This window comes from Nocardiopsis sp. iso_186, assembly GCF_056173365.1.
Map to the genome: position 1 here is coordinate 3,857,942 of NZ_CM149670.1, position 15,798 is coordinate 3,873,739.

The window sequence follows — 15,798 nt, forward strand, 5'->3', positions numbered from 1 at the left end:
ACGCCGGGAGCGCGTGCACCGTGTGGGACGCCGAGGCGTGGAGAAGGAGCCCGAAGGTGCGAACGAACGACGGCGGCCTGCCCCTGGACGAACTGCGCGAGGACGTGCGGTCCGGCGCGGTCAACACGGTCCTGGTGGCCTTCACCGACATGCAGGGCCGCCTGCAGGGCAAGCGCCTGTCCGGCCGGTTCTTCCTGGAGGAGGTGCTGGAAAACGGCACCGAGGGCTGCAACTACCTGCTCGCGGTGGACGTGGAGATGAACACCGTCAACGGCTATGCCATGTCGTCCTGGGAGACCGGTTACGGCGACTTCGCGATGGTGCCGGACATGGACACCCTGCGCCGCACACCGTGGCAGGACGGCCAGGTCATGGTGACTGCCGACCTCGCCTGGCACGACGGGTCGGCGGTCGTGGCCTCGCCGCGCCAGATCCTCAAACGCCAGACCGAACGGCTGGCCGAGCGCGGCTGGCACGCCGAGGTGGGCACCGAACTGGAGTTCGTGGTCTACCGCGACTCCTACGAGGACGCGTGGAACAGGGGATACCGCGATCTCACCCCCGCCAACCAGTACAACGTCAACTACTCCGTCCTGGGCGGCGCCCGGGTGGAGCCGCTGCTGCGCCGCATCCGCAACGAGATGACCGGCGCCGGGCTCTACGTGGAGTCGGCCAAGGGCGAGTGCAATCTCGGCCAGCACGAGATCGCCTTCCGCTACGACGAGGCCGTGCGCACCTGCGACAACCACACCGTGTACAAGAACGGCTCCAAAGAGATCGCCGCGCAGGAGGGGATGTCGCTGACCTTCATGGCCAAGCCCAACGCCCGCGAAGGCAACTCCTGCCACGTGCACATCTCGCTGCGCGACGCCGAGGGGCGCCCGGTGATGGCCGAGGGGCAGGGAATGTCCGCCATCGGCGAGCAGTTCCTCGCCGGGCAGGTGGCGGCGCTACGCGAACTGACCCTGTTGCTCGCACCCAACATCAACTCCTACAAGCGGTTCGTTCCGGGCAGCTTCGCGCCCACGGCGGTCGCCTGGGGGGTGGACAACCGCACCTGCGCGCTGCGCCTGGTGGGCCACGGTCACTCCCTGCGGGTGGAGAACCGGGTCCCCGGCGGTGACGTCAACCCCTACCTGGCGGTGGCCGCACTCATCGCAGCGGGCCTCGACGGCATCGACCGCGGTCTGGAACTGGGCGAGGCCTGCGCCGGGAACGCCTACACGTCCGGTGCGCAGACGGTCCCCACGACCATGCGCGAGGCGCTGGAGCTGTGGGAGGGCAGCGCACTGGCCCGCGCGGCCTTCGGCGAGGAGATGGTGGAGCACTACGCCAACCACGCCCGCGTGGAGCTGGCGGCCTTCGAGTCCGCGGTCACCGACTGGGAGATGTACCGGGGCTTCGAACGGCTCTAGAGCCTTCACGGTTGTCCAACGATCAGATGTCCACCGCACACGGCGAGGGGGAAGCGATGACGGGGTCGTCGTACAAGGTGATCAATCCGGCGGACGGGGAGGTGATCGCCCGCGTCGAGCTGGCCTCGGTCGAGGCGACCGACGCGGCGGTCGCCCGCGCGAGCGCCGCGTTCGAGGGCTGGCGCGCCACTCCCCCGGGCGAACGGGCCCGGCTGCTGCGCGCGGTGGCGGCACGCATCGATGCCCACCGCGAGGAGCTGGCCGCCATCGAGATCCGCAACGCCGGGCACCCGATCGGCCAGGCCCGCTGGGAGGCGGGCAACGCGCGCGACGTCTTCGAATACTTCGCGGCCGCCCCCGAACGCGAGACCGGCCGACAGATCCCGGTCCCGGGCGGTTGGAGTGTGACCTTCGCCGAGCCGCTGGGCGTGGTCGGGGTGATCGTGCCGTGGAACTTCCCCATGCCGATTCTGGCCTGGGGCGCCGCACCCGCGCTGGCCGCCGGCAACACCGTCGTCGTCAAGCCGGCCGAGCTGACCCCGCTGACCGCGATCCGGATCGGTGAACTGGCCCTTGAAGCGGGGTTGCCCGAAGGCGTGCTCCAGGTCCTGCCCGGCGCGGGACCGGTCGCCGGGGAACGGCTGGTACGCCACCCCGGCGTCGCCAAGATCGCGTTCACCGGTTCCACCGCCGTGGGCAAGCGCATCATGGCTGCCTGCGCCGACGACCTCAAACGGGTGACCCTGGAGCTGGGCGGCAAGAGCGCCAACATCGTCTTCGCCGACGCCGACCTGGCCAAGGCAGCGGCGGCCGCACCCTCCAGCGTGTTCGACAACGCGGGCCAGGACTGTTGTGCGCGGTCGCGGCTGTTGGTGCAGCGCTCGGTGTTCGACGAGTTCATGGAACTGCTGGAACCGGCGGTCAAGGGCGTGGTCGTAGGCGACCCGTGGGACGAGGCCACCGAGATGGGTCCGCTGATCTCGGCGGCCCAGCGCGACCGGGTCGCCGGCTACGTGCCCGAGGGCGCCCCGGTGGCGTTTCGCGGAACGGCTCCCAGCGGACCGGGGTTCTGGTATCCGCCCACGGTCCTGGCTCCGGTGGACCCGGCCTCCCCGGCGTTCACCGAGGAGATCTTCGGGCCGGTGCTGTCGGTACTGCCCTTCGAGGATGAGGCCGACGCCGTGCGCATCGCCAACGACACCGTGTTCGGACTGGCCGGCTCGGTCTGGACCCGCGACGTGGGTCGGGCGTTGCGCGTCTCGCGCGCGGTGAACGTCGGAAACCTGTCGGTGAACTCCCATTCCGCCGTGCGGTACTGGACGCCGTTCGGCGGCGCCAAGCAGTCGGGGATCGGCCGGGAGCTGGGACCCGACGCGCTGGCGGCTTTCACCGACACCAAGACGGTTTTCCTCTCCGACGAGTAGATCCGTCCGTCCCCCGTTACACCCATCGGCCGTCCCGCTCCCGGCCGCGGTGCGTCCCGGAGGCGTTCCGCGCGACCGGGTCGCGGGCGGCACCAGGCAGGACCTAGGTAGAAAGAGCAGGGAGATGCAGCGGTTCGAAGGACGCGTCGCCGTCATCACCGGCGCGGGCAGCGGCATCGGCCGAGCGACCGCGCTGCGGTTGGCCGCGGAGGGCGCCACCATCGTGGCGGTCAACCTGGACACCTCCGCGGGCGAGCGGATCGCCGAGGAGACCGGCGGGTCGTTCATCGCCGCCGACGTCACCGACGAGGCGGCCGTGGAAGCGGTCTACGCCCGGACGGTCGAGGCGTACGGCAGCGTGGACGTGGCGTTCAACAACGCCGGGATCTCCCCGCCCGAGGACGACTCGATCCTGACCACCGGGATCGACGCCTGGCGCCGGGTCCAGGAGGTCAACCTGACCTCGGTCTACCTGTGCTGCAAGTACGCGCTGCCGCACATGCGCGAGCAGGGCCGGGGGGCGATCGTCAACACGGCGTCCTTCGTGGCGACGATGGGCGCGGCGACGTCGCAGATCTCCTACACCGCCAGCAAGGGCGGCGTACTGGCGTTGAGCCGGGAGCTGGGGGTGCAGTTCGCCCGGGAGGGGATTCGGGTCAACGCCCTGTCCCCGGGACCGGTCAACACGCCGCTGCTCAAGGAACTGTTCGCCGCCGACCCCGAGCGGGCGGCGCGCCGGCTGGTGCACGTGCCGTTCGGACGGTTCGCTGAACCCGAGGAGATCGCGGCGGCGGTGGCCTTTCTGGCCAGCGACGACGCATCCTTCATCACCGCGTCCAACTTCCTGGTGGACGGCGGCATCTCGGGCTCCTACGTGACCCCGCTGTAGTCCGTTTCCCGTCCGCGATCACCCTTTGGAGAAGACCGTGTCCCCGGCCCGCCCCGTCATCGGCCTGTCCGCCTATTCCGAGCACGCCCGGTGGGGCGAGGCGTGGAGTATGCCCGCCACCCTGCTGCCCCAGGCCTATGCCGATGCCGTGGCCGCGGCCGGTGCCCTTCCGCTGTTGATTCCCTCGGTCACGGGCGTCGCCGCGATCGTGGACCGGGTGGACGCGCTGATCCTGGCGGGCGGGGGCGACATCGACCCCGCCCGCTACGGGGCCTCCCCAGACGCCGAGACCGCCGGGGTGCGCCCGGAGCGCGACGGCGCGGAGTCCGAACTGCTGGCAGCGGCGCTGGAGCGCGGTATCCCGGTGCTGGGGATCTGCCGGGGCATGCAACTGCTGAACGTCGCCCGTGGCGGCACACTGCACCAGCACCTGCCCGACGTGGTCGGCCACTCCGGTCACCGGAGCGAGGTCGCGGTCTTCGGGCCGCACGACGTCAAGGTCGCGCCGGACTCGCTCACCGCCCGGGCGTTGGGCGAGACCGCACTGTCCGTGCCCAGTTACCACCACCAGGCGGTGGACCGGTTGGGCCGAGACGTCATCGCCACGGCCTGGTGCGACGACGGCACCGTGGAAGCGGTGGAGTACACCGACCGCCCCGACGTCCTGGGGGTGCAATGGCACCCGGAGATGGGGGCGGACCCCCGCCTGCTCGCCTGGTTCACCGAACGGGCTCGCGTTTCTGCCCTCGATCACCGCTGACCCCGACCGCCTCCCCCTTCGATCGACGTTTGGCGGTGTGCGGCCGGACGGTCGGCGGGTGGTCAGTCGCTGCCGCACACGACGGTGCGGCTCATCAGGACGCGGGCGCCCTCGGGCAGGGGCGCGGCGTCGCCGTGGTCCAGCACGCGCAGCCAGACGTCGGTGCGGGGCGAGTAGAGGTCGTGGCGTTCGATGGCCTCCCACAGGTCGTGGGGCAGCGGAGCGCAGTAGCAGGCGCAGTGCTGGTTGAGCCCTGCGTAGCGGGGCGAGCGCTTACCGGCCAGCGAGATACCGGTGTCCTCGTCAACCTCGCCGCCCTTGACCACCTGCACGGTGCTCACCGAGACGACGACCCCGTCGGGGAGGGTGATGGTCATGCCAAAACTCCTTGATCGGTGAAGGGGTTTCGATACCGGCCGTGCCCGGGGAGAGTTCGACGCTTGCCAGGGCTTCTGAATGCTCCGGACGCCATCGTTTCCGGAAGAGGAAAGGGCGCACGGCCACAAGCACACGACGAAGCACCACACGAAGACGAACCTCATTGGGAAAGGTCAACCGGTCGGCGGAGCGGGGCGCATCCCACCCCAGCGGGGAAAGAACATGCGAGCCTGGACGGAACCGATCCGAGGCGTCGGAACTGTTCCTGGACACTCTCGAAAATATATACTTAGGTGTTAGGTGTCAACGCCTAGGATAAAACGAGTCGCGGAAGGGGCCGCTTTGGGAGAGTTAGACTGCTGCCGAACTTAGGAGTCAGGAGTTAGGAGAAGGGAGTCAGTCATGATCGATGCGCCTCGATCCCGTTATCAGCAGGTCGCGGACCTCATCCGCGAAGCGATCCAGCGTGGGGACTATGCACCCGGATCGGCTCTTCCCAGCCAACCCACCCTTGCCGGCAAGTACGGAATCAATCAGACCAGCATCGGGAAGGCGATCGCCCTGCTCCGCAGGGAAGGGCTGGTTCGGGTGATCAAAGGCAAGGGAGCCTACGTGCGGGAGATCCCACCGATCAGTCGATACGCCGTGACGCGCTATGCCGAAGCCGTCCGGGAGAGTGGTACCGCGCGGGGAGCCTTCGACGCGGAGATGGCACAGCGAGGACACGAGTCCCGGACCGAACTCGTCCAATGGGGAGAGACGGTCGCCCCTCAGGTGGCCTCGGATGCCCTGGACCTGACAGCCGGGGCGAAGGTCGCGATCCGCAAACGCCACATGCACGCCGACGACGTACCCGTACAGATCGCGACCTCATACGTTCCGTGGGAACTGGCCAAAGGCACCGCCATCGCCGAACAGGACACCGGAAGCGGCGGCACCTACTCGCGCCTCGCGGAAGCGGGACACACCGTGGAACGCTTCACCGAAACGATCCGTTCACGGATGCCCACTCCGGAAGAAGCGGACTTCCTGCGGCTCGACGAAGACCAACCCGTCTACGACGTGCTCCATACCGCTTGGACCGCAGAAGGACGCGCCGTGGAAATCTGCGTGCACGTCATGCCCACCACCCAATGGGTTCTTCACTACGAGTGGCCCGCGTCCTGACCACACCTCGATGCAGGGAACGTCGCACAGCACTGAAAGGAACCCAGCCACCCCATCGGCCCCCAAGGGGCGGGGTGGTCAGTCGCTGCCGCACACGACGGTGCGGCTCATCAGGACGCGGGCGCCCTCAGGTAGGGGTGCGGTGTCGCCGTGGTCCAGCACGCGCAGCCAGACGTCGGTGCGGGGCGAGTAGAGGTCGTGGCGTTCGATGGCCTCCCACAGGTCGTGGGGCAGCGGAGCGCAGTAGCAGGCGCAGTGCTGGTTGAGCCCTGCGTAGCGGGGCGAGCGCTTACCGGCCAGCGAGATACCGGTGTCCTCGTCAACCTCGCCGCCCTTGACCACCTGCACGGTGCTCACCGAGACGACGACCCCGTCGGGGAGGGTGATGGTCATGCCAAAACTCCTTGATCGGTGAAGGGGTTTCGATACCGGCCGTGCTCCGGCTGCGCTACGACACCTGCCGGGGCTTTTGCGCACTCCGGAACCGCAACTACGGCAACCTCATCGCCAAGCCGGAAAGCGCAGAGCAGGAGTACGAGCCGCCCCGACTGCTCGGGAAGCGGCATGTCCCCAGAACAGAGCACAACATCCACCAGAACACTCATGTCATTTTTATGAGAACTCCTATTGATGAGTTGAGGATACTCGATCCACGCCATTCATCAACTCCTCCTTAGGACTTGCTCGTGTTTTTTCTGGACAGGAGTACTCTTAAAGAGGTCCGGTCTTGAGGCTGACCAGAGGCGAAGAAGAGGAAGCGGTCATGAGCCCCGGAGTTCCGAAGTACCATCGAATCGCCAACGAGCTGCGCAAACGCGTTCATGATGGGACTTATCCCCCGGATGAGGCCATCCCCGCCGAGACGGCTCTGGCGCAGGAGTTCCGGGTCAGTGTCCCGACGATCCGACAGGCCGTCTCCGTTCTTCGAGCCGAAAGCCTGCTGGAGTCCCGGCACGGTCGAGGGACGTTTGCCCTGGCCAGTTCGCGACTCCACCGCAAGTCCAGGCATCGCTACGGACGCGCTCGCTCAGACAACAAGCTCCTCACCTCTCACCTGCGCCACGAGATCGTCTTCGCCGGCAGAGGCCCTCTGCCGGACCACATAGCCGACTATGCCGGTCTCGCGCCGGGCGCGGAGGTGGTCATCCGACGCCGGAACCTCTACGACAAGGAGACGGGCCGCGCCGAAGAGGTCGGGGCCAGCTACATCCCGATGGGCATAGCCGCCGGGACCTTCCTCGAAGAGCCCGATGTCGTTCCGAAGGCACTATTTCTGTGTGTCGAGGACCTGAGCGGCAAGCGGTACGCCCACGCGCGTGACTACTGGCTGTCTCGCCCCGCAACCGAGGAGGAGTCGGAGATCCTGTCTGTCCCGCACCCGAACCACGTGATGCATGTGACCCACGTGGCGCGGGCCGAGGACGGGAGCCTGCTGGAGATCTCGGAATCCTCGTGGCCGGCGAATCGGGTGTTGATCATCGATGAGTACGACATCGAGCAGGTGGCGCAGGAGCCGGAGGGGTATTCAGAGGTCTAGCGGCCCCGCCGGACACCGCGGGAACGGCGCGCCGTCCTTTCCCGGTACGAAACAGCGCGCGTCCATCACCACTGCCAGGAACGACACCCTCTTGGGCAAGCAGCGAAAACGCCCCTGACTCCGCCCACCTGATGCGGCGGCGCAGGCCAAGGGAAACGTCGTGTTCAAAAACTCAAGAGGCTTCCGGCATCGACGCCTTCGGGCTGACCGCGCCCCCGGGCGAACAGCGGATGTCGGGGCCCCAACGGGCCGTCGTGGGCGCTTCCGGTGTGAAGACGCCGGGCGGCCGGTCAAAGAACGCGGCTAGCCCTCCGCTCCACCGATCGTGATCTTTTCCGTTCGTCGGGCGCGGTCCGACGGTCGGCTGAGTGGAGAGACGGTCAGTCGCCGCCGCACACGACGGTGCGGCTCATCAGGACGCGGGCACCTTCGGGCAGGGGCACGGCGTCGCCGTGGTCCAGGACCCGCAGCCAGACGTCGGTGCGGGGCGAGTGGAGACGGTGGCCACGGAGACGCCCCGCCGGGGAGGAGGACACACGACGAGAGGGGCCTCCCGGGTCGAGGAGAGCGCCCTCTCGTGCGCGCATGTGCCGTGTGGAGCCCGGTGCCTACCGGAAAGCGGGCATGACCTCGTTGATGAACAGTTCGAGGGACACGCGCTTCTCCTTGTGGGGCAGGCTGTTGTCGATCCAGAAGCTGTACTCGTCGATCCCCAGTTCCTCGTACCGGCGCAGCCGTTCGACGACCTCTTCCGGGGTGCCGATCATCGCGGTCCGGCGCAGGGACTCGGGCTCGAATTCCGGGCGCTCGGCGAACTTCGCGACCGGGCTGGGCTCCAGGAACCCGTTCTCGGGGGTCTGCTTGTTCCCGAACCAGGCGTCGAAGGTGCGGTAGTAGCGCTGGATCGCCTCGGCCGCCGGACGCCAGCCGTCCGGGTCCGAGGGGCTGTGCACGTGGGTGTGGCGCAGGACCATGATCTCCGGCTTGGCCACCTCCGGGTGGTTGCGGACAGCGGTCTCGAACTTGTTGACCAGGTTCTCGACCTCCTCGATGCCCTTCATCAGCGGGGTGACCATCACGTTGCACCCGTTGGCGACGGCGAAGTCGTGCGAGGCGGGGTCGCGCGCGGCGACCCACAGCGGAGGGTGCGGCTGCTGTAGGGGCTTGGGCACGCTGGTGGACGTGGGGAACTGCCAGATCTGACCGTCGTGCGCGTAGTCGCCCTGCCAGAGGGCCCGGACCGCCGGGACCAGTTCTCGCAGGTGCGTTCCCCCGTCCGCCGCGGGCAGTCCGCCGGCGAGGCGGTCGAACTCGAACTGGTGGGCCCCCCGCGCGATGCCGATCTCCGCTCGCCCGCCGCTGATCACGTCGAGCAGGGCGGCTTCGCCCGCGGCCCGGATCGGGTTCCAGAAGGGAGCGATGATGGTGCCCGCGCCGAGGCGGATGGTGGTGGTGCGCGCCGCCAGGTAGGCGAGCTGCGGGATCGGGCTGGGCGAGCTGACGAACTCCATGGAGTGGTGCTCGCCGACCCACACTGTGGAGAATCCGCCTTGCTCCGCGATCTGCGTGAGCTCCGTCAGGTTCTCGAACTGCTGCTGGGGACCTTCGCTCTCGTCCCATCGCTCCATGTGCGCGAACAGGGAAAATCTCACTGCTACTCCTGGTCTTCGGTGTCGGCGGGCCGGCCGCCGCCGTTGTCGTCGGTCCGAGGGGGCGGTTTTGTCCCGGTGCTGTGCGCGGTGTCCATCTCCGCGAGGGTCACGTCGCCGGTCGCCCAGTGCGTCCTGGGTACCTCGTGGACGACGACCCGGATGTACTCCGGTCTGGTGTTCACGGTGCGCAGCACCGAGGCGTGCACCTCGTGGATCAGGTCGCGGATCTGCTCGGGGGAACGGCCCTCGGAAAGGGTGATGTCGATCTGGGGCATCTCAGCTCCGGAGGACGAACGGGTCGGACACCGGTTCCTCGCTGGTGTTGATCCAGACGCTCTTGAGCCGCGTGTACTCCTTGATGGTCTCGGTGCCGTGTTCGACACCCACCCCGCTGCTCTTGAACCCCTGGCGCGGCGACATCGGGGACATCGCACGGTAGGTGTTGACCCATACGGTCCCCGCCTCCAGGCGGGTGGCGACGCGGTGGGCCCGCGCCAGACCGGAGGTCCACACACCCGCCGCGAGTCCGAACTCGGTGTCGTTGGCCAGGCGCACGGCCTCCTCTTCGGTGTCGAAGGGCATGACCGCCAGGACGGGTCCGAAGATCTCCTCCCGCACCACGCGCATGTCGTTGTGCACGTTGACCAGCACGGTGGGTTCGTAGAAGTACCCGCCGAGGCCGCCGTCCGAGGAGCGGCCTCCGATCAGGACCCGGGCTCCCTCGCTCCGGCCAAGGTCCACATACCCGGCGACCTTGTCCCGCTGGTCCTCGAAGGCCAGCGGACCGATCTCGGTAGTCTCGTCGAGCGGGTCGCCCATGCGGATGCGCTCTGCCCGTGCGGAGACGAGTTCGAGCAGTTCGTCGTAGACGGACCTGTGCGCAAGGACCCTGCTGCCCGCGATGCAGGTCTGCCCCGCGGCCGCGAAGATCCCCGCGACGACGCCCATGGCCGCGTTCGGGATGTTGGCGTCCTCGAACACGATGTTGGGCGACTTGCCGCCGAGTTCCAGGGTGGAGCCGACGAAGCGGCCGGCCGTGGCGGAGGCGATGCGCGATCCGGTCGAGGTGCTGCCGGTGAAGGAGATCTTGGCGATTCCACGGTGGTTGACCAGGGCCTGTCCGGCCTCGGCACCGAAGCCGGTGACCACGTTGACGGCCCCCGGGGGGAAACCGGCCTCCACCACCAGCTCGGCCAGCCGGACGACGGTCGCCGAGGTGTACTCGGAGGGCTTGACCACGACGGTGTTCCCGGCGCAGAGCGCGGGGGCCAGCTTGCTGGTGGTCAGCGTCAGCGGCGAGTTCCACGGGGTGATCGCCCCGACGACGCCGAGCGGTTCCCGGGCGGTGTAGTTCAGCACCCGCCGGTCCGACGCGGGGATCACGTCGCCTTGGATCTTGTCCGCCAGACCCGCGTAGTAATAGTAGTACTCGGGCAGCCCCGCGAGCTGACCGCGCATCTCACGCAGGAGCTTGCCGTTGTCCAGGGTCTCCATGCGGGCGAGCTCTTCGGCGTTCTCGGCGATCAGGTCACCCAGTCGCCGCAGCAGCCGCCCCCGCTTGGTCTGGCTCAGGTCCCGCCAGCGCGGGTCCTCGAATGCCTGGCGTGCGGAGACCATCGCGCGTTCGACGTCGGCGGCGTCCCCCCGCGCCGCTTCGTAAAGGGGGTGGCGGGTGGCCGGGTTCGTGCTCTCGAAGTAGCGTCCGGAGGCCGGCTCGACCGGCTCGCCGCCGATGAGGTGGTTCAGCTTCCTGAGTTCAGACATGGGCGTGGTCTCCGATGAAGGCGGTGATGCTCTCGACGAGCGCCTGCGGCTGTTGCACAGGGAGCATGTGGCGGGCTCCGGGCACGGTGGTCGCGAGACAGTTCGGGATCGCGGCGGCGAGCCGGAGGGTCATCGCGGGCGTTGACCCCGGGTCCTCCTCACCGGTAACGGCCAGGGACGGCACAAAAATCCGTCCCAGGTCCGGCCCCAGTTCGGCGTCCGCGGTCGCGAACACCTGATAGCAGTGGAGGAAGGAGTTGACGTCGTTGGCGAGCAGGGTGCGTTCGGTGAGCGCCACCCGGTCCGGGCTGACGTCGGTGCCCTCGTACCACCGCCGCAGCGAAGCGGCCGCAGCCGCCCCGAAGTTGACGCGCGCGGTCTTAAGGCGTCGCAGCACGTCCTCGCGCTCTCCCGGCGTGCGTCGGCACACCGAGCTGACCGAGGTGAGCGTCGCGACCAGGTCGGTCCGGTGCAGGGCCAGGTGCTGGGCGACGAGCGCTCCGAGCGAGAAGCCCACCACGTGGGATCGCGCGGGGATTTTTGTCGCCACGTCCTCGGCGAGGTCCGCCAGGGTCGTTCCCGCGGGCGCCGGGGAGCCCGGGCGGTGACCGAGCAGATCGGGCGTCACGACGGTGAAACGGTCGGCCAGCAGCTCGGCCACGGGTTCCCACATGGTGTGGTCGAGCCCGACACCGTGGAGCAGCACGAGGGTCGGTTTGGTCATGGGTGTCTACTGTTCCGTCGAAAGGTCGGCCAGTCGTTGCTGCGGGCGTCCACGGGAGGCGGCGGCGAGCGCGATGACGATCTCGTCCGGGTGCGGCGCGTCGGCGACGCGCATCTCCACGGTCTGGTGGTGGGAGCGGATCGTGGCGTCGGTGATGTGCTTCAGCGGGATGTCGAACACCGCTCCGACCCCGCCGCGTTTTTCCACGGCGGGCAACAGGGTGGTCGCGTTGGCCGCCTCGCGGAAGTGGTTGCCGAACTTCAGCGTGTGGATCAGGGCCGAGCCATGCTCCACCTCCCCGTCCAAGCCGACGATGGCCGCCTTGCCGTAGGCCTCGGCAGGTTCGCCGAGCGCTTCGAGGACCTCCGGCGCGAGGAGCTTGCCAAGGTCGGAGGCGGTGGCGTCGATGCCGGGGCCCAGGTCCTGGACGAAACCCTGACCTGCCCAGGGGTTGTCGATGACGGCCGCCACGACGGCGATGCGGGCTGCGGGGTTGACAGGACGGCCGCCCTCGGCGGTGGTCACCTCGACGTAGGTGACGATCTTGCGGATGTTCATGACAGGACGTCCTCCAGGTTCTGCGCGGTTACGGCGCGGTCGGTGGTGCGGTCACCGATGCGCGGGTGCGGGCGCGGTCCGGTCGATGCCGCGGCGATAACGACGATCTCGTCGGCCCGCGGCGCGTCTCCGACCCGCGCGCTGATGGTCTGGTAGTGGCTGCGCGTCGCGGCGTGGGTCTTGTGCCACATCGGCACGATCAGGTCCTCACCGGCTCCGGCGCGTGCGTCGGAGAAACAGATGATGGACTCGCCCCGCAGGAACTCGCGCACGAGGTTGCCGAAGTAGGGCGTGTGGATGAGGGCCCCCGCGTGCTCGATCTCCCCGGCGGTGCCGACGATCGCGGCTTTCCCGAACGCCTCGATCTCGTCCGCTCCGCCCAGGGCCGCGATGAGGTGGTCCGTGAGGATGCCGGCAAGCACCGGCGCGACGCGCCCCTGCTCTTCGGACAGGTCCGCGAGCGGCTCCCTTCCCGCCCAGGGGTTGCGCACCACCGCAGCCACGCTGGCCCGCCGCGCGGGGTGAACCGGACGCACTCCCGCCTCTGTGACGACGACGTCCCGATAGGTCACCAGCTTGCGCAGAGCGATCCGCTCGGCGGTGGAATGGGAGGCGATCTCTTGCATGGCACAGACATTAGATCGTTCATGTATGCAAGGTCAAGAGTGAGCGCGTCCAGGCGCAACAGCCGACCAGCACTCCGGCGGACTTCTTCCCAACAAGCCCCCAACTGCAATTATTTGCAAGCTTTCACGTGCGGGAGGATGACCGCGAACCCAAGTCTTGACATGCGCACTGTGACATGGCTTACGATCTCTTGCATGCCAGAGTCGGTGAAGCGGCTCGTCGAACCGAGGAGTCCCATGTCTGAGCAGCCTCCCGCGGGTAGGGAAACTCCCCGCGCAACGGCGCAGGAGAAGCCCGTGCCGGCGGAAGTCGGTATACCCGGGCCGGACGGTGCGCCGGGGGCAGGACTCTCCCGCGGCCTCGACGGCGTGGGGAAGCCGCCCACGGGCCGGGGAGTCCGACAACTCGGTTCGGTCTTCTGGATCTCCATCGCCGTGGCCGTGGTCTTCGTCGCCTGGGCGGCGCTGTTCACCGAAAACCTCAACAGGGTCACAGCGACCTCATTGAACTGGGTCACCGCGTCGTTCGGATGGGGCTATCTGTTCGCGACGCTGGGCATCCTGGTCTTTCTGGTCTTCCTGGCGTTCAGCCCCGTGGGCCGGACCCGGCTCGGCAAGGACACCGACCGCCCGGAGTTCTCCAACCTCACCTGGTTCGCCATGCTCCTCGGCGCGGTGATGGGCATCGGCCTCGTCTCCTACGGCGTCGCAGAGCCCATCTCGCACCTCGCGGTCCCGCCCCACGGGCTCGCCGAGCCCAACACCCCGGAGGCCGCTGTCCGCGCCCTCCAGTACTCCTACTTCGACTGGGGGCTACACGCCTGGGCGGTCTTCGCCGTGTTCGGGCTCGCGATCGCCTATTCGACCTACCGCAAGGGGCGCCGGCCGCTCGTCAGCCAGCTCTTCACCCCGTTCCTGGGAGACCGGGTCAACGGCCCGATCGGCAAGGCCATCGACGTCCTCTCCGTCTTCGCCACGCTCTTCGGCACCGCCACGTCCCTGGGCCTCGGAGCGCTTCAGATCAGCAACGGGATGGGGCGCCTGTTCACAATCCCCGTCAACTCCGTCTTCCAGGTCCTCGTCATCGCGGTGATCACGGCCATCTTCACCATGTCGGCCGTCACCGGCATCAACAAGGGCATCAAGATGCTGAGCTACGTCAGCGGTGCCATGGCGATCGGCATGTTCGTCTTCGTGCTGGCCGTCGGCCCCACCGTCTTCCTGGCCAACCTCTACATCGAGTCGCTCGGCCTGTGGGCGAGCGACTTCTTCCGGATGAGCCTGCAGGGCGCCGCCTTCGGCGACCTGGAGTGGATGCAGGGATGGACCTACTTCATGCTCGCGTGGTGGGTCTCCTGGGGGGCGTTCGTCGGGATCTTCCTCGCCCGGATCTCCCGGGGACGCACGATCCGCGGATTCATCGGCGGCGTGCTGACGGTACCGAGCATCGCCTTCTTCACCTGGTTCGCGGTCTTCGGAGGAACAGCCATCCACGTGGACCTGTTCCAAGGCGGGGACATCGCGGAACAGACCGCCGCCGACTTCGGCAACGCCTTCTTCGCGACGCTCGACCACCTCCCGCTCTCCACGGTGACGTCCGTGGTCGCGGTCCTGCTCGCGGTGATCTTCTTCGTCACCAGCGCGGACTCCAACACCTACGTGCTGGGCACGCTGACCTCCCACGGCTCACTCAACCCGAGCCGCCCGGTACTCGTCCTCTGGGGTGTGCTCACCGGACTCACCGCGATGGTACTCATGCTCGCGGGCGGCCTCGGCGCCCTCCAGAACACGGTCATCGTGACCTCACTGCCCTTCCTCGTGATCATCGCCGGCCTGACCATCGCCCTGGGCCGGGAGATCACGGCCGACCACCACGCCACGAACTCCCACACGAAGGAGAAAACCGATGCCGCACGCTGAGTCCCGCCGGACGAGTATCCAAAGGACCTGGGAGAAGGCCTGGAACCACGGCGAGGTCAACGCGCTCGACGAACTGCACGGTCCCGGCTACCTGCGCCGCAACGCGGAGTCCCATCCCCTGGACCTCGACGCGTTCAAGGCGTCGATCCTCGCCACCCGCTCCGCCTTCCCCGACCTGACGACAACGGTTGACGAGATCGTCATCGAGGGCGACCGCGCCGCGATCCGCTGGCACAGCTCCGGGACGCACCAGGGCGCGCTCCTGGGTGTACCCGCCACACGACGCCTCGTGCGGGTGAGCGGGGCTACCTTCGCCCGGTTCGAGGACGGGCGGATCACGGAAGAGGTCGTGACCTGGGACCCCCGCACGCTGCTCACCGCGCTCGGAATCATCAGCGTCGGCCAGGACTAGTCCCACCCACAACACCGAGGAGCACACCCGTGGACACCCTCCCCGCGAAAATCGACACCGACCTCATGAAGCAGGTCAACAAGCAGTTCGTCACCGGAGTCACGGTCGTGACGGCGATGGACGGCGACACGCCCAAGGGCCTGGCCGTCAACGCCTTCTCCAGCATCTCGCTGGACCCGGCCGTGGTGATGGTGTGCGTCCAGCACACCTCCTCCACCCACGACTGCCTGTTCCGGACCGAACACCTGGCCGTCAACATCCTGTCAACCGAGCAGCTCGAAGTCGTCACCCGTTTCGCGGGCAAGTCCGACGACAAGTTCGCGGGCCTCGACTGGGCTCCGGGCCCCCACGGAAGCCCGCTGATCGCCCGCAGCAGCGCCCGGATGGAGGTGCTGATCCGGGAGCGGCTCCAAGCCAGCACGCACACGGTGTTCATCTGCCGCGTGGTACACGCCGAGGTCACGGACACCGCTCCCATGGTCTACAGCGCCGGTCGGTTCTTCGACGGTGCGGCACTTCCTCCCCTGGGATAATCGACCACGCGTTTCACTCATGGAGAAGGAGGCGTCCCA

General features: G+C 68.2%; 19 protein-coding genes. 9 read left to right on the top strand and 10 right to left on the bottom strand.

Going from position 1 to position 15,798, the window contains the following annotated elements; translation table 11 throughout:
- Window positions 1-56 precede the first annotated feature (56 nt).
- From AC0VYP_RS16955 to AC0VYP_RS16970, 4 genes are all read left to right on the top strand, one after another.
- Window positions 57-1,415 carry a glutamine synthetase family protein gene (locus AC0VYP_RS16955; protein WP_475470647.1) on the top strand — a complete coding sequence of 453 codons (1,359 nt, stop codon included), beginning with the start codon at window positions 57-59 and terminating at the stop codon, window positions 1,413-1,415.
- 26 nt (window positions 1,416-1,441) lie between these two features.
- Complete coding sequence (locus AC0VYP_RS16960; protein ID WP_475470648.1) at window positions 1,442-2,839, top strand: aldehyde dehydrogenase family protein; 1,398 nt, start codon at window positions 1,442-1,444, stop codon at window positions 2,837-2,839.
- A gap of 124 nt (window positions 2,840-2,963) precedes the next feature.
- Complete coding sequence (locus AC0VYP_RS16965; RefSeq protein ID WP_475470650.1) at window positions 2,964-3,728, top strand: 3-oxoacyl-ACP reductase; 765 nt, start codon at window positions 2,964-2,966, stop codon at window positions 3,726-3,728.
- A 37-nt stretch (window positions 3,729-3,765) separates the two neighbouring features.
- Window positions 3,766-4,488, top strand: coding sequence for a gamma-glutamyl-gamma-aminobutyrate hydrolase family protein (locus AC0VYP_RS16970; protein WP_475470651.1), 723 nt, complete (start codon window positions 3,766-3,768; stop codon window positions 4,486-4,488).
- A 62-nt stretch (window positions 4,489-4,550) separates the two neighbouring features.
- Here the strand turns inward: AC0VYP_RS16970 and AC0VYP_RS16975 are convergent, their stop codons facing one another.
- Window positions 4,551-4,865, bottom strand: coding sequence for a hypothetical protein (locus AC0VYP_RS16975; RefSeq protein ID WP_475470653.1), 315 nt, complete (start codon window positions 4,863-4,865; stop codon window positions 4,551-4,553).
- Window positions 4,866-5,268: 403 nt separating this feature from the next.
- Between AC0VYP_RS16975 and AC0VYP_RS16980 the strand changes: the two genes are divergently transcribed.
- Window positions 5,269-6,033 (top strand): GntR family transcriptional regulator, encoded by a 765-nt coding sequence (locus tag AC0VYP_RS16980; protein ID WP_285757000.1) that lies wholly within the window; start codon window positions 5,269-5,271, stop codon window positions 6,031-6,033.
- A gap of 78 nt (window positions 6,034-6,111) precedes the next feature.
- Here AC0VYP_RS16980 and AC0VYP_RS16985 read toward each other — a convergent pair whose 3' ends face one another.
- Together AC0VYP_RS16985 and AC0VYP_RS16990 are read right to left on the bottom strand one after the other, a co-directional pair.
- Complete coding sequence (locus AC0VYP_RS16985; RefSeq protein ID WP_475470655.1) at window positions 6,112-6,426, bottom strand: hypothetical protein; 315 nt, start codon at window positions 6,424-6,426, stop codon at window positions 6,112-6,114.
- A complete protein-coding gene (locus AC0VYP_RS16990) occupies window positions 6,423-6,692 on the bottom strand; it encodes a hypothetical protein (RefSeq protein ID WP_475470657.1) in 270 nt (89 codons plus the stop codon). Before AC0VYP_RS16990 ends, AC0VYP_RS16985 begins: the two co-directional genes overlap by 4 nt.
- A gap of 68 nt (window positions 6,693-6,760) precedes the next feature.
- Here AC0VYP_RS16990 and AC0VYP_RS16995 point away from each other — a divergent pair, with 68 nt between their 5' ends.
- Window positions 6,761-7,570: a GntR family transcriptional regulator gene (locus AC0VYP_RS16995; RefSeq protein ID WP_475470659.1), complete on the top strand. Its 810-nt coding sequence runs from the start codon at window positions 6,761-6,763 to the stop codon at window positions 7,568-7,570.
- A 380-nt stretch (window positions 7,571-7,950) separates the two neighbouring features.
- On the opposite strand, the gene AC0VYP_RS17000 is transcribed toward AC0VYP_RS16995, so the two are convergent.
- From AC0VYP_RS17000 to AC0VYP_RS17030, 7 genes are read right to left on the bottom strand one after another with little or no spacing between them, the layout of a single operon-like run.
- A complete protein-coding gene (locus AC0VYP_RS17000) occupies window positions 7,951-8,157 on the bottom strand; it encodes a hypothetical protein (protein ID WP_475470660.1) in 207 nt (68 codons plus the stop codon).
- Between the two features lie 21 nt (window positions 8,158-8,178).
- Window positions 8,179-9,222 (bottom strand): LLM class flavin-dependent oxidoreductase, encoded by a 1,044-nt coding sequence (locus AC0VYP_RS17005; protein ID WP_475470662.1) that lies wholly within the window; start codon window positions 9,220-9,222, stop codon window positions 8,179-8,181.
- Between the two features lie 2 nt (window positions 9,223-9,224).
- The gene (locus AC0VYP_RS17010) at window positions 9,225-9,497 is read right to left on the bottom strand and encodes a tautomerase family protein (protein WP_285757006.1); all 273 of its coding nucleotides are present in this window, start codon (window positions 9,495-9,497) and stop codon (window positions 9,225-9,227) included.
- A 1-nt stretch (window position 9,498) separates the two neighbouring features.
- Window positions 9,499-10,986 (bottom strand): aldehyde dehydrogenase, encoded by a 1,488-nt coding sequence (locus AC0VYP_RS17015; protein WP_475470663.1) that lies wholly within the window; start codon window positions 10,984-10,986, stop codon window positions 9,499-9,501.
- Complete coding sequence (locus AC0VYP_RS17020) at window positions 10,979-11,710, bottom strand: alpha/beta fold hydrolase (protein WP_475470665.1); 732 nt, start codon at window positions 11,708-11,710, stop codon at window positions 10,979-10,981. Before AC0VYP_RS17020 ends, AC0VYP_RS17015 begins: the two co-directional genes overlap by 8 nt.
- 6 nt (window positions 11,711-11,716) lie before the next feature.
- Window positions 11,717-12,268, bottom strand: coding sequence for an amino acid synthesis family protein (locus AC0VYP_RS17025; RefSeq protein ID WP_475470666.1), 552 nt, complete (start codon window positions 12,266-12,268; stop codon window positions 11,717-11,719).
- Window positions 12,265-12,894, bottom strand: a complete 630-nt coding sequence (locus AC0VYP_RS17030) for an amino acid synthesis family protein (protein WP_285757010.1) — start codon at window positions 12,892-12,894, stop codon at window positions 12,265-12,267. Before AC0VYP_RS17030 ends, AC0VYP_RS17025 begins: the two co-directional genes overlap by 4 nt.
- Before the next feature lie 297 nt (window positions 12,895-13,191).
- Between AC0VYP_RS17030 and AC0VYP_RS17035 the strand changes: the two genes are divergently transcribed.
- From AC0VYP_RS17035 to AC0VYP_RS17045, 3 genes are read left to right on the top strand one after another with little or no spacing between them, the layout of a single operon-like run.
- The gene (locus tag AC0VYP_RS17035) at window positions 13,192-14,814 is read left to right on the top strand and encodes a BCCT family transporter (RefSeq protein WP_475470667.1); all 1,623 of its coding nucleotides are present in this window, start codon (window positions 13,192-13,194) and stop codon (window positions 14,812-14,814) included.
- Entirely contained in the window at window positions 14,801-15,226 is a 426-nt protein-coding gene (locus AC0VYP_RS17040; RefSeq protein WP_475470668.1) for an ester cyclase, read from the top strand. Before AC0VYP_RS17035 ends, AC0VYP_RS17040 begins: the two co-directional genes overlap by 14 nt.
- Window positions 15,227-15,255: 29 nt before the next feature.
- A complete protein-coding gene (locus AC0VYP_RS17045) occupies window positions 15,256-15,759 on the top strand; it encodes a flavin reductase family protein (RefSeq protein ID WP_285757013.1) in 504 nt (167 codons plus the stop codon).
- The last annotated feature ends 39 nt before the right edge of the window (window positions 15,760-15,798 follow it).